The sequence below is a fragment of the Bradyrhizobium sp. CCGB20 genome (assembly GCF_024199855.1).
In the GTDB taxonomy this organism is placed as follows: domain Bacteria; phylum Pseudomonadota; class Alphaproteobacteria; order Rhizobiales; family Xanthobacteraceae; genus Bradyrhizobium.
The window spans coordinates 6,959,604-6,972,012 of sequence record NZ_JANADN010000001.1 but is presented as its reverse complement, the minus strand read 5'-3'; the positions used below and the strand labels follow the sequence as shown (position 1 = coordinate 6,972,012).

The following is a 12,409-nucleotide window of genomic DNA, read 5'->3' as shown; positions in this document are numbered from 1 at the left end:
CCCTCTCGACGATCGAAGTGGGGTGCTGCTCATGGAGCCGATGGAAGCGCTGTCCGTCACTGAGATCCCCCGCGGGGCGGAGTGGCAGTACGAGCCGAAATGGGACGGATTTCGCTGCCTGCTGAGCCGCGATGGCGGACGAATTCGTATGCAGTCGAAGGGCGGTCGCGACCTCGTGCGCTATTTCCCAGAGGTCGCTGCCGCTGCGTCGGCCATGTCCGCCGAATCCTTCATCCTTGACGGCGAGTTGATCATCCACCTGGAGGAGGGCTACTCTTTCGGCGCACTCCTCCAGCGCATCCATCCCGCCGCCAGCCGGGTCAAGCGCCTTGCCGTCGAGACGCCGGCCTGCTTCATCGCTTTCGACCTGCTGCGGTCGGCCAGCGCCGACTTTGCGGGGCTTCCGCTTTCGAAGCGCCGCCCAGCGCTCGAGAAATTCGCGCGGCGCTATTTTGGCGGCAAGGACGTGTTCACGCTGTCGCCGGCAAGCCGCGACCGCGCCGAGGCGACGCGATGGCTGCAGCATGTGGAAGACGGTCACGACGGCGTCGTCGCAAAGCGGCTCGACCTTCCCTATTGCTGTGGCACGCGAGACGGGATGCAGAAGATCAAGCTGCTGCGCTCTGCCGATTGCGTGGTGGGCGGCTTCCGCTATGGCGAGAAGAAGCAGGGTGGCCGCAAGGTGATCGGCTCGCTGCTGCTTGGTCTATATGACGATTCCGGCCTTCTGCATCACGTCGGCTTCACCTCGGCGATCAAGACCTCAGACCGGCCAGGCCTGACCGAAAAATTCGAGAAGATTGCAAGCCAATGCAGCTTTACTGGCAAGGCGCCGGGCGGGCCGAGCCGGTGGTCTACGAAGCGATCCGCGGCGTGGCAGCCGGTGTGCCCCGTCAACGTCGTCGAGGTTTGCTACGACCATGTGTCCGGCGACCGGTTTCGCCATGGCACGAGGCTCCTGCGCTGGCGCCCGGACAAGAAAGCCTCGCAATGCCGGATGGACCAGCTTCGGCAAACATCGGTCAAGCGAGGCCGGGCCAGGGTCGCGAAGTCCGAGTCACGTCAGCGTGCGTGCGCGGCAGGATCGTGAGGCAGGGAAGCTACGTTGGAGCGAAGGATATAGGGAGGAATCACATGCAAAAGCCGACGGACGACCAGATCAAGACCCGCGCGCATCAGCTTTGGGAATTGGCGGGTAGGCCGGAAGGGCGGGACGACGAGTTCTGGCACGATGCCGAGCGCGAGCTCTCGAACCATAGTGCCATAAATTCGGAAGAATCCGCCGAGACGTTCACGGAGTAGCCCGCGCGGCTCGAGACAACCCGCTGACCGTTCCGTCAAAGTTTGTTCGCCAGCATGTTCCGCGTTGCCTGGCGTACCGCCTCGATGCCGCCGACACCGTGCATCAGTGCGATCTCGCCCTGCTGTTCATGGCGGATCGCATGAGCCATCAGACGCAGCTGCGGATCGCCCGATGAATGCAATTCGGCATCGGCCATCCGCACCGCGCCGGCATGATGCAGGCTCATCAGGCGGACGAACATCGCGTCGAACTCGGCGTCCGTGGCCTCGTGCAGCTGTTCCATCTGCGCGGCGGTAAGATAACCCGGCATCGCCGCGCGCTCCTCGCTGGAGCAGACCGGCATCGGCTCGGTGGACCAGCCGTCCCACCAGCGCGCGAAGATGCGGTTCTCGCCCACCTGCGACGCGACCATCAACGCCGCGAGAGCGCGCAAGTGCGGTGCTTGTGCACGGGCGGCAGCAAGCCGTGCCAACTCGATGCCCTGCTCGTGGTGCGTGCTCATGTGTCGGATATAGCGCTGGTCGTCGGCTGGATCGCCGCTCACGAGCGGCAACGGATCCGACATTCCCTCGGCCAGTCCGAGCGTTGTCGACAAGGCGAGGGCGCACAACGCCCCGATCGTCCAGCGTTGCGCGAACCGGACCTCACTGGTCGCCGGCGCCTGGCCGATCGGCCAGCGGAGCCACGCGAACAGCGGATAGATCAGGGCGGAGGAGAGATGGACCAGAAATCCGATCCAATAGGGCTGCTGCAGGGTGAATATCGGCTGCCGGAACGGAAACAGGGGGACCAGCACGAACCACTCGGTCGCTGACGTCAGGGCGGCCCAGGGCAGGGCGAGGCCGGCGAGAGTTGCCGGGTGGAGGCGCCCGGTCCAGCGGCCGAACAGGCCGAAGAACACCAGCGCCCAGGAGACGTCGGCCCATTGGTGAAAGGCGATGCCGATCGCAACCGCGGCAGCGCCCGGCTCGGACGACAGCACCGCGTCGCGCGCCGGGATCGCGGCGACCGTCATCCAGTCGACCAGCGGGTCGCGGCCGATCTGGCCTGCCGTCACCTGGCTCAGTAAGGTTGAAAAACTGCTGCTGACGATTCCGAGCTGGGTTGCCGCCAGCCAGCGCGATTTCGCAGGTGTCATGCGTCAAAGGGCTTCATCACCACCTTGATGCAGCCGTCCTGATCTTCGGATCAGGAGCCGTCTCGCAGCGGATGTCGCTTTTGCCGTGCCTGGTCAGCGCCTTCATCCTCGTCCCTCCACTTGAACAAACACATCAAAGCCGAGCGCCGAACGAAGGTTGCTATGGTCGATACAGAACTACAGTAGCTGGCCGATCGGTCGCTTCAGGTCGGTTAGGAACGGGTGACCGGCGGAACGATTGAGCTTCGTCAGAGCAATATCGAGGACCCTCCCATGCCCGCCAAGCAATTCGCCGTCGTCACTGGTGCCTCCACAGGAATAGGCCTGGAACTTGCAAAATGCTGCGCCAAGGATGGCTTTGATCTCCTCATCGCCGCGAACGAGCCGGCGATTGAGACGGCGGGGGCCGAGCTCCGGAAGCTCGGGGTCAGCGTGCAGGCTGTGGAGACCGATCTCGCGACCACCGAGGGTGTCGACAAACTTTGTGTTGCGGTCGGCGACAGGCCGATCGACGCGTTGCTCGCCAATGCCGGCGTCGGACTAGGAAAGGCGTTCCTCGATCAGGAATTTCGTCGGATCCGGAACGTCGTAGATACCAACATCACCGGCACGCTGTACCTGATCCATCGGGCCGCCAACGAGATGCTTCGGCGCAAGTCGGGACGCATTCTGATTACGGGTTCGATCGCCGGATTCACGCCGGGCAGCTTCCAAGCCGTCTACAATGGCAGCAAGGCATTCCTGGATTCGTTTTCCTTCGCGCTGCGCGAGGAGCTCCGTGACAGCGGCATTACCGTCACTTGCCTGATGCCTGGCGCCACCGAGACCGAGTTCTTCCGCCGCGCCGACATGATGGATACCAAGGTCGGAACGGAAGAAAAGGATGGTGCCGCTGACGTTGCGAAGGCCGGCTTCGCGGCGATGATGAATGGCGAGTCTGACATCGTGACGGGCTTCAAGAACAAAGTGCAGTCGAGCATAGCGAATGTCATGCCCAACGAGATACTGGCGAAGCAACACCGCAAGATGGCCGAGCCGGGCACAGCCAAGCAGTAGCATGGCTCGAATGTGCTGAATCCTTGCGCGCTAGAGCAGAGCTTTTAGCTTCTGGGCGTCGGCCGGGGCGGCGCTCTTTTGATCATTGTCGAAATAGACGTAGACGTCGCAACCTTGTCGCTTCCATGACTTGATACGCTTTGCCCATTGCGTCAGCGCCGGTCGCGTGTAGTGACCGTGATAGCGTCCACTCGGGCCGTGACCACGCACATAAACGAAGTCCGCCGTACGTTTCCAGGGCGCAGGCGCATCGTGATGGTCCGACAAACATAGCGAGATGTTTTGATCGGCGAGCATCCGGAGGATGCGGGATTGATACCAGCTCGGATGGCGAAATTCGAAGCTGTACCGACGTTTCTTCGACAGCAGCTTGAGGAACGAGGCAAGCCGGTCGGGATTTGCCTCGAACTGCGGGGGAAGTTGGAACAGGATCGGGCCCTCCTTGCCTCTCAGGCAGGAAATGCGATCCTCCAGGAGTTCAAGGCTGTTTTCGGAACGATCTGATAAGCGCTTCCAATGGGTAATGAACTTCGAGGCCTTCCAGGCAAAGACGAACTCTGGTCCGGTCTGCTCGCACCAGGCTTTCACCGCTTCGCGCGTCGGGGTGCGATAGAAGACGCCGTTCAGCTCGGCCGTGTCGAATTGGCTCGCATAGTAGCGAAGTTGTTCCTTCAGCGGCAAACTTTCCGGAAAGAATGGCCCTCGCCAGGAATCGTAATGCCAGCCGGATGTGCCAATCATGACGCGCGCCACTGAATTCTCCGTCGTTGGACGCGGCGACATGACGCCGCCGGTCTGACGGAGAACAGTTGGGCGGCAGAACCGTTGCTTGGCACTGCCGAGCCAGGCTGTAGCGTCTACTCCGTCTGTTCGACCGTAGCCGGCATTTTTGCGACCGACATCAGCGAGCGGGCCACCTGGTTCAACAGTTGGTCCGCATTTTCCTCCTCGGCCAGAGATTTCGACAACAAGCTGACGATGGCGCTGTGGCGGAGTTGCTGGGCGAGGTTGCGCGCGGTGGTGTAGCCGGCGATCTCGTAATGCTCGACTCGCTGCGCCGCCCCGATCAAGGCCAGGTCGGCGGCGGCATCCTCCTTCTCCTCGCCCTCGTCCATGATCTCCTGGCCTTCCTCGACGAGGCCCATCATACCCTTGCACGGCTTGGTTCGCGCGGACTTCCCGAGCAACTCAAAACACTCGTTGATGCGTTCCACCTGGGCTTCGGTCTCGGCGAGATGCTGCTCAAACAGCTCGCGAAGCTGATCGAAGCGCGCGGCTTCCGCCATCTTGGGCAGCGCTTTGGTTAGTTGCTTCTCTGCATGAAGGATGTCGCGCAGCTCGTCGATCAGGAGCTCACCGAGTCCGGCTTCGTCCACGGGCGGGGAGCTCTCGGTCACGATCGCCGACGCCGGGCCAGGCTCACCCGCCTGGATCGCAGGGGACTCGGTGAAGACCCACTCGCCCCCTTCGTTCCACGGCCCGCGCGTATCGATCTCGCCGTGATCGCCCGTTCCGGTCGAATCATTGAAGAACTGGTCGACGAGGCCAGGTGTCGGAGCGATGCGCCCGATGCTGAATGCCGGCTTCGCCATGCTTTCGAGCGCCAGCGAGAAGGCCTTCATGTGCGTGATCTCGCGGGTCATCAGGAATTGCAGCGCATCCTTTGTGCCGGAATCGTCGGTGAAGTTGATGAGCCGCTCATAGACGATCTTTGCCCGGGCTTCGGCGGCGATGTTGCTGCGCAGATCGACATCGAGTTCGCCCGTAATCTTGAGGTAGTCGGCGGTCCAGGCGTTTCCTTGCGAGTTGAACAGATTTACGCCCCCGCCGCCGGCGATCGCGATCAGCGGGTCTGCTTCGGCCGCCTCGCGATCGAATTTCATCGGTTTGAGATGCATGCGCGCAAGCGTTCCAACGACTTCGAGATGGCTGAGCTCCTCGGTGCCGATGTCCATTAGGAGGTCCTTGCGGTCCGGATCTTCGCAATTGATGCCTTGGATGGAATACTGCATGGCAGCGGCGAGCTCGCCGTTGGCGCCGCCGAACTGCTCGAGAAGCATGTTGCCGAACCGCGGATCCGGCTCGTCGACACGGACGGTGAACATGAGTTTCTTGACGTGATGGTACATTCCGGTTGCCCTCAGGGTACGAGAAAGTTCAGTTCTCGAACCGGTGGCTGTCGACCTTTGTTCCTAATTCAGATGTCAGTGCCATCAGGTTGTCTAGGTGGCGACGCTCGCTCTTGCTACTTCGCTTCCTGCACCTGCGTGCGGTCTTTCTCGACTTCCTCTGCGTCCTTGTCGTCGATGCTCATCAACGAATTGTCGGCTCCGCCGTGGACCTTCAGGAGTTCGTCGAGCTTTGCGTGAATGGCTTGGGTATCGCGGTGCTCGGCTCGCTGAATGAGGAGCGTCATTCCCCACGTGGCAAGCGTTGCCATCGAATGCCACTCCAGGCCGTTTCCAAGGGTGAGCCAGCAAACACAATAGATCAGATAGACCACGAACGCGGCCGGACGCGACATCGCGACACCGAGTTCCGTCAGCCAACCTTTGGCGTGGGCAGGGGGCATTCCCGCAAACGTCGAGTGAGGGACGGAGTTCCCGCCGAGGGACAGTTGGAGATTCCGCCGGCCGTCTCTGACCGCTCGGATCAGGATCGGGGCCGCCTCTGAAAAGCGGCGGCCCGAGGCCGCCGCAAGCGCATGGGCACCCCGCCGCAGCGGGGCGGGTCGTCATCGCCGTCCAGCTGCAGCGGAGAGAAGCTCACTGCGGTACGGTCATGGCCGATCTTCGCGACTTCCGCTCTACCCCCAACAACGGACGCGCCGACGGCTGCCGAGACCTTCGGCTATGGGCCAGAAGCTGACACCGCTGCCGTTAGGTCGGCGGCGTCGGCTGAGGTGCTGGCTGAGGCGGTGACGTTGCGGGATGCTGCGACGATGTAACAGGGGGCTACCGCTGCGGAGCCGTGCCGGGCTGCTGATCACCGCCTCCATGCGGGACACAGGTCCCCACGTTACTCAGCAGTCGTTTGGCCTCAATGTCGCGGGCCTTCTTGTAGTCCTTGCGCCGGTCGATCCTTGCCGCCGCCTGACGATCCCTCGCATCGAACGCATCCGCATAATGCTGTCGCATTTGCTCCTCGGCGGCGAGACAGTCGGTGAACTTATCGAACACCAGATCGGTGTTGACGGGCGAGACGCCGCCTACCAAGACCACCAACATCCACTTCATTGTTTTTTCTGCCTACGTTCGTGCCCGTTCTTGCCACTGACAAGCACCCGGCCAGCGTTGCTGACCGGGTTAGTCAATGCGGAGGAGAGCAATGATCGTCATCGATGTCCGGCAACGGGTCATGTTCTTTGCCGTTCCTATCGGACAGCGGACTTTCTGCCTCCGGTGAAACCCCGCTACTGTCGCGCAGCGTAGGAACGTCCAGAGCGCCGATGGCTTGGTTGTCATGAGAAAAGCGCAAGAATACCGCGAGTTGGCTGAGCGTTGTAGGGCCGCAAAGTTGGCTGCAAATGAAGGGCGAGCCAAACATTCGCTCGCAACCCTAGAGCGTAGCTACTCCACCCTCGCCAGCAGCGCCGAGATTGTTGCTCAGGCTGAGGCTCGCTGGGCAACTGCGAACAGCCTCAAGCAGCCGGAGGAATGACACCCATGCAAGCGAAGATCGAGCCGATGATTGATGCGCTGATGCACTACGACATCGAGACGGCCGTTGCATTCGAGCGGCTAGCCGCCAACGAGATTGATGGCGACCTCAGGGCGTGCCTTGAGGGCCTAGCGACAGCCTACCGGAAGCTCGCTGCGTTGCGGGCGGAAGAAATGGGCCTGCCGCCACCAAACAAGCCTTCACGTCAGGTAGGTCCCATGGCGAGCGGTTGACACGAACCCTGCCAGCCCTTCGCCCGCTCCGGCCTGCGGAACTTCTTGAGACTATGGCTTCGTTCAGCTGGCTACAACCACCGAGATAAGTTCCGCGCGGGTGCCGCCGCCGCGCTGATAATTGCCAAGTTTTCCCGGAACTGGTTGCGTCCTCTTAGTCATCCTCGATAGAAGGGATACGATCTACTGGCTCGACTCGCCCATGCCCAAAGAAAAAGAACAAGCAGGCCGCAAGGTCACGTTTGAGCACCATTTGCCCGCGCAGATAATGGCCATCGATGGGACTTGGCGTCGCTCATGCCGCGTCAAGGAAGTCTCGGAAGCCGGCGGGATCCTTCAGGTTGAAGGATCAATCGAAGGACTGGCCTTAACGGAGTTCTTTCTTGTCCTCTCTTCGACCGGCCTTGCCTATCGCCGGTGCCTGCTCGACAGAGTGAACGGCGATGAGCTGGCGGTCACGTTCCTCCGACAAAAGAACAACGCCAAAAAAGCGTCAGAGCCTCCCGCTTAGTCCAGTGAGGAGTGCCCATGCTGCCGATTATTCCCAGTTCTCGGGAACCTTCTGCTTCTGTGCACTTTGTAACGTTCAGCGAAAATGTAAGTTGGGGGCGACCTTGCCGGAAGTGCCATTAATCCTTGTCGTCGAGGACGACGACGCCATCCAAGGGATTGTCGAGGATGCGCTGAGTGAGGGAGGCTTTGAGACCGCCATCGCCAGGAAGGGAGTGACTCTACTCAAAGGCGGGCTTGTTGCGTATCGGAGCCTTGTCACTGACATCAATCTACTCGGAAGGTTCAATGGTTGGGAAGTAGCGCGAGCGGCCCGCGAGGTGGATGCCGCGTTCCCGGTGATTTACATGTCGGGAATGGCGGCCGACCAATGGGCCGTGCAAGGCGTTCCGAACGGCATCACGCTGACGAAGCCATTCGCCTCGGCGCAGCTTGTGGCAGCGGCCTCGCAGCTACTCAATCAAAGTTAGTCGCTTCTTACCGGCACCGGAAGCATCGGATGAAGCATGCATCGATACTCCTCGTTGAAGATGAAGCCCTCATTCGGATGATGCTCGTAGATATGGTTGAGCAGCTTGGGCATACCGTCATTGCCGAAGCCGGGAGTGTCGATTTAGGCCGATCCCTTGCGGAGATTGAGGACTATGATTGCGCGATCCTCGACATCAATTTGCATGGGTTCAATGTGAGGCCCGTCGCCGAGGCCGTGACAGGACGCGGCCTTCCACTGGTATTCGTGAGTGGTTACGGCACGAAAGGTGTGCCTGATGGCTTTCAAGGAATGCCTGTCCTGAACAAGCCTTGCTCGCAGGAAGCGCTCAAGCGAACTATTGACGCTGTTCTATCCGATGCACAGCATGAAAAAATTCGAGACATCGGCGACGAAGGATCGTAAGCCGTCACCGCTCGACATCGCTTGCCGAACTAAACAGGTCTGGGGGTACATACCTGCTGAATAGGATTTATGATGCTTGGAAAATTGCTGTGAACGTTGGCTATCCGGTCAAAGGCGCATTCAAACCCGAATGAGAGACACGACGCTCGAAGCTTCCGCTTCGGGTCATTCTCGTCGTTTTGGCTGTCCGACAGTTACTTCCGGTATAACCTGACGAGCGGACATTCGCAGTGTTCGACGGCATGTCGCAAAAGGGCCAGAACCGGAAGCGGCGTAAATCGTTAAAGTTCGAAACATCTGCCGAGCTATCCCTCAATACTGGCTGGGGTAGAGCGATGAAAAGTGAGCCAAGCTGTCAGCGCCGTTGAAGGTCCCATGAACGAAATGGAGCTGCATGCCTATGGCAAACTCGCGCAAGCTCTCGCCGAGAGAGCTTACCAGCTTGCCGAGGGCGATTTAAACGCTGACGCTTTGGCGTCCCAATTTCCCAACGCTCCGCGTCCGATCCTCGCTCATAATGACACGTTCACATCGCTTGCGCTTGTTCTGTGGCCGCTCGGCATTCTCAGACCACTTAATCCAGGACCCAAGGGATGGGCGAGTGCTTTTGCGTTTGAGTGCAGCACAGAAGAGGCCGCTCAAGTGGCCGAACGCAATTCCCAAAATGGCGGCCCAAGCTTGCCTGAATTGCTGGAAGCCTTCATCGACTTCTTTGATAGTTATGGAAAAGACTATCACGACTTTTCCAGCGCCATATACGTGCCATTCGGGCGAAACGGACGAATGACTCAAGTTCTTAATGCCCTTGTGCCGCTTGGCTATGTTGAGAAAGCGAACGAAGGATATATTTGGACGGATGCCGAGCCCGTTATGCGCATTCTATACGGCTTCAAGGGTCTGTCAGACCCGGATGCTTTCGATCCCAGAGCGTGAGCGCGACCACACCGGAATATTTTCATGGACACGTTCTTTACCGACGAGCAGACGCGGGAAGTGATTGCGACGTTGGAGGACCACACTCCCGGTATCTGGGAGCGAATGAAGAAGATGGCCGCGACCCCGGACCGCCCGCACGATGAGGCGCAGGAATTAGAGCAGGGAGCCATCGTGCGCGTGCTGACCATCGTTCTGCCGATGTTGCCGTTCGTTGCGCAAGCTCAGGACCCACTCGAAGCAAGAGCACGCTTGAGTATAGACTTGGGTGATGCCGTGCGCACTGCAGTCGCATCGGAGAAAGACGGCTCCTAGATCAACGCGGTGACCGCTTTGGGTCAAAAGGCGAAGTCGCAGTCGGCCTGGTATCTCTGCCGTTATGCCACCCGGTCACCCAACGTGCTCGGCATGTCTGAGAAGGGCCAAGCTCGGCGTGACCGTCCTCGCTGCCGAGCCATCTGCATGGCGAGAGGTACCGACGCAAAAAGACGATGAAAACGAAAATCAACCAAACGTCCGTTCGATTACACGATCTCAACCGCCGCATCGTTTCCAGGCATTGCGAAGTCATCGTCCAGTTGGAAAATCCGGCGCAATACTAAGCCTGACACGAGCAACCACACGTCAGGCCTATTGCCCTCGCCAATAACCACCGTCGCATTTTGATCGGGCAGCGCTCGAAGCGCGTCTACAAGTTCGCGAACTGTCATGTGGCACCGTCCTCTCGGCTAGAGGCTGCCTCAATGGCAAGTCGAGACCGGCGAGCACCTAAGCATCGCGTGAACAATTCACGGTCACGTGCACTGGCCGCTCGGATCTGTCGTCCAAAGGTTTGCACCTGATTGCAACGCTCAATTTGATTTCGATCAATGACCGAAGACCAATACGAAGATGGCAGCTACGGTGAAAACACCCGCCGCAACAACAGCCGCACTCACTAATAACTCCCTACCCATGCCCACCATTTAACGGAGCTTAGGACCGAGCGCCTGTGCAGATTGTGCCAAAAGCGGGTAATTTGGGAAACGGGGACCGCCATAAGTCAGCTATGGGTCAATATCGCCCCTCCCATCGCTCGAAGTGGACGCGGTACGTCTCCAATCGTCTGAAAGCGGAAGAGGGGTCGGAAGGGCTCCGAGCTGAAAATGACCAGCCTCACAAGTTGAGGAGGTCAACATGACCGATGTTCTGAACGTAACCTACGCCGTCTCGAAGCGCACTCCCTGGAATAAGGGAAAGATCGCCGGCGCGAAGCCGCCGCTCCGGCCAAAACATGTCTGGTCAATCCGCACCAAGCTCCAGGTGGAAGGCCGGATGCGTGATCTGGCGCTGTTCAACGTTGCCATCGACAGTAAGCTGCGCGGCTGCGACGTTGTAGCACTGAAAGTCGATGACGTTGCCCCGGGTGGGTATGCTGCCGACCGCGCGAGCGTCCGACAGAAGAAGACCGGCCGGCCAGTCAAATTTGAACTGACGGAATCCACCCGCCAGGCGATCGATGACTACCTCCGGGCAACCGGTAAGAAGTCGGGCGCATACCTGTTCACTGGTCGACGGCAGGCTGGACACATGACAACCCGCCAGTACGCCCGGCTCCTATCTCACTGGATCGCTGACATCGGATTGGATCCGCACCTGTTCGGGACGCATTCTCTTCGCCGCACCAAAGCGACCTTGATCTACCGCCGAACCGGCAACCTGCGAGCCGTGCAGCTCCTATTGGGGCACACCAAGATCGAGAGTACCGTCCGGTATCTCGGCATCGAGGTCGATGACGCCCTCGCGATAGCGGAACAAGTCGACGTCTGATTTAGGGGGCAGAGCAGACGGGCTCTGCTTTGCCCTCGCAGCCGGCTTCGGGCCAGAAGCGGAAAGTGGCACGTCGGCCCAATGGTGCCCGGTCAGGATGAACCGACTCCCCAGGTAAAGCTGCTCACCCCCCAATCACGAAAGGGACCTTCAGGACGGCACTCAAGCTCCCAATGGGTGTTCTCGCCGACGTTTTCGTACGTCCAATCGATTTCGACGCTCTTGGTCAGCCGATCGATCCGGCCAGAGATGGTCGGCCTCCCATTCGCGTGTTGGCTGCTGAACCCGACAAGCAAGGGAGTAATCTTCGTGATCGGTACGATCTTGTCCTGGAACGACACTGTTTGATCGACGTCGCTCACAATGATGCTTAGATTGGAGAGGGGCGTAAATTCCAACTCTGCTCCGGGCTTACCCACCAACCTACTCGTTCCAGTGCAGCGTAAAGTTATTTTCGAGCTTTGCTGCTGCGCGGCGACGGACTGCATCGATGCAAGCAACAGGAACACGCACACTAGTCTCATCGACCACAGGCCTCGTTGCTATGTCAGATGCTGACTTCATGGGCTGGCATCATAGCTGCCGAGAACCACCGGCGCAAAGGTCCGCTTTGGGTCACTTTCGGACTTCCACGCGGTCCAAATCGAAGTCCGCTCTTACTGCACCAGCAGACATGAGCGGCGGAAGGCCCAAGGATGGCGGTCCGCCCGCAAGTTGTCCGGGTCCTTCTGAGTTTGCTGCATGCGCGGGGACCGCGCGACGGCCCGCCCTAAACGTATTAGCATTTTCGCAATCTCATCTAAATTTCGTACCGTATCGCACACAGAGGAGCTGCCGCGCCCGGCAGCGTGGCGCTGACCGAATACGAGAAG

The 12,409-nt window shown here is 59.8% G+C and carries 17 protein-coding genes; 10 read left to right on the top strand and 7 right to left on the bottom strand.

Going from position 1 to position 12,409, the window contains the following annotated elements; all coding sequences use genetic code 11:
- Window positions 1-40: 40 nt before the first annotated feature.
- Entirely contained in the window at window positions 41-1,090 is a 1,050-nt protein-coding gene (locus NLM15_RS32535; protein ID WP_254124536.1) for an ATP-dependent DNA ligase, read from the top strand.
- A gap of 44 nt (window positions 1,091-1,134) precedes the next feature.
- Window positions 1,135-1,302 carry a DUF2934 domain-containing protein gene (locus NLM15_RS32530; RefSeq protein WP_254121846.1) on the top strand — a complete coding sequence of 56 codons (168 nt, stop codon included), beginning with the start codon at window positions 1,135-1,137 and terminating at the stop codon, window positions 1,300-1,302.
- A gap of 35 nt (window positions 1,303-1,337) precedes the next feature.
- On the opposite strand, the gene NLM15_RS32525 is transcribed toward NLM15_RS32530, so the two are convergent.
- Window positions 1,338-2,318 carry a DUF305 domain-containing protein gene (locus NLM15_RS32525; protein ID WP_254121845.1) on the bottom strand — a complete coding sequence of 327 codons (981 nt, stop codon included), beginning with the start codon at window positions 2,316-2,318 and terminating at the stop codon, window positions 1,338-1,340.
- A gap of 396 nt (window positions 2,319-2,714) precedes the next feature.
- Here NLM15_RS32525 and NLM15_RS32520 point away from each other — a divergent pair, with 396 nt between their 5' ends.
- The gene (locus NLM15_RS32520; RefSeq protein WP_254124534.1) at window positions 2,715-3,497 is read left to right on the top strand and encodes an SDR family oxidoreductase; all 783 of its coding nucleotides are present in this window, start codon (window positions 2,715-2,717) and stop codon (window positions 3,495-3,497) included.
- Between the two features lie 30 nt (window positions 3,498-3,527).
- On the opposite strand, the gene NLM15_RS32515 is transcribed toward NLM15_RS32520, so the two are convergent.
- The 4 genes from NLM15_RS32515 to NLM15_RS32500 form a co-directional block, all read right to left on the bottom strand.
- On the bottom strand, window positions 3,528-4,250 hold the full coding sequence (locus NLM15_RS32515) for a DUF72 domain-containing protein (RefSeq protein ID WP_254121844.1): 723 nt from the start codon (window positions 4,248-4,250) through the stop codon (window positions 3,528-3,530).
- A 104-nt stretch (window positions 4,251-4,354) separates the two neighbouring features.
- Window positions 4,355-5,626, bottom strand: a complete 1,272-nt coding sequence (locus NLM15_RS32510) for a DUF892 family protein (RefSeq protein WP_254121843.1) — start codon at window positions 5,624-5,626, stop codon at window positions 4,355-4,357.
- 116 nt (window positions 5,627-5,742) lie between these two features.
- Entirely contained in the window at window positions 5,743-6,069 is a 327-nt protein-coding gene (locus NLM15_RS32505) for a low affinity iron permease family protein (protein WP_254121842.1), read from the bottom strand.
- 382 nt (window positions 6,070-6,451) lie between these two features.
- Window positions 6,452-6,733, bottom strand: coding sequence for a hypothetical protein (locus NLM15_RS32500; RefSeq protein ID WP_254121841.1), 282 nt, complete (start codon window positions 6,731-6,733; stop codon window positions 6,452-6,454).
- 429 nt (window positions 6,734-7,162) lie between these two features.
- Between NLM15_RS32500 and NLM15_RS32495 the strand changes: the two genes are divergently transcribed.
- From NLM15_RS32495 to NLM15_RS32470, 6 genes are all read left to right on the top strand, one after another.
- Window positions 7,163-7,390 carry a hypothetical protein gene (locus tag NLM15_RS32495; RefSeq protein WP_254121840.1) on the top strand — a complete coding sequence of 76 codons (228 nt, stop codon included), beginning with the start codon at window positions 7,163-7,165 and terminating at the stop codon, window positions 7,388-7,390.
- 202 nt (window positions 7,391-7,592) lie between these two features.
- Window positions 7,593-7,901: a hypothetical protein gene (locus tag NLM15_RS32490; RefSeq protein ID WP_254121839.1), complete on the top strand. Its 309-nt coding sequence runs from the start codon at window positions 7,593-7,595 to the stop codon at window positions 7,899-7,901.
- A gap of 103 nt (window positions 7,902-8,004) precedes the next feature.
- Window positions 8,005-8,370, top strand: a complete 366-nt coding sequence (locus NLM15_RS32485; RefSeq protein WP_254121838.1) for a response regulator transcription factor — start codon at window positions 8,005-8,007, stop codon at window positions 8,368-8,370.
- A 29-nt stretch (window positions 8,371-8,399) separates the two neighbouring features.
- Window positions 8,400-8,795: a response regulator gene (locus tag NLM15_RS32480; RefSeq protein WP_254121837.1), complete on the top strand. Its 396-nt coding sequence runs from the start codon at window positions 8,400-8,402 to the stop codon at window positions 8,793-8,795.
- 375 nt (window positions 8,796-9,170) lie between these two features.
- The gene (locus tag NLM15_RS32475; protein ID WP_254121836.1) at window positions 9,171-9,728 is read left to right on the top strand and encodes a hypothetical protein; all 558 of its coding nucleotides are present in this window, start codon (window positions 9,171-9,173) and stop codon (window positions 9,726-9,728) included.
- A gap of 24 nt (window positions 9,729-9,752) precedes the next feature.
- Complete coding sequence (locus NLM15_RS32470) at window positions 9,753-10,043, top strand: hypothetical protein (protein ID WP_254121835.1); 291 nt, start codon at window positions 9,753-9,755, stop codon at window positions 10,041-10,043.
- Window positions 10,044-10,252: 209 nt separating this feature from the next.
- Here NLM15_RS32470 and NLM15_RS32465 read toward each other — a convergent pair whose 3' ends face one another.
- Entirely contained in the window at window positions 10,253-10,438 is a 186-nt protein-coding gene (locus NLM15_RS32465; RefSeq protein ID WP_254121834.1) for a hypothetical protein, read from the bottom strand.
- A gap of 466 nt (window positions 10,439-10,904) precedes the next feature.
- Between NLM15_RS32465 and NLM15_RS32460 the strand changes: the two genes are divergently transcribed.
- Entirely contained in the window at window positions 10,905-11,537 is a 633-nt protein-coding gene (locus NLM15_RS32460) for a tyrosine-type recombinase/integrase (RefSeq protein WP_254121833.1), read from the top strand.
- A 92-nt stretch (window positions 11,538-11,629) separates the two neighbouring features.
- Here the strand turns inward: NLM15_RS32460 and NLM15_RS32455 are convergent, their stop codons facing one another.
- Window positions 11,630-11,956, bottom strand: coding sequence for a hypothetical protein (locus tag NLM15_RS32455; protein ID WP_254121832.1), 327 nt, complete (start codon window positions 11,954-11,956; stop codon window positions 11,630-11,632).
- Window positions 11,957-12,409 lie beyond the last annotated feature (453 nt).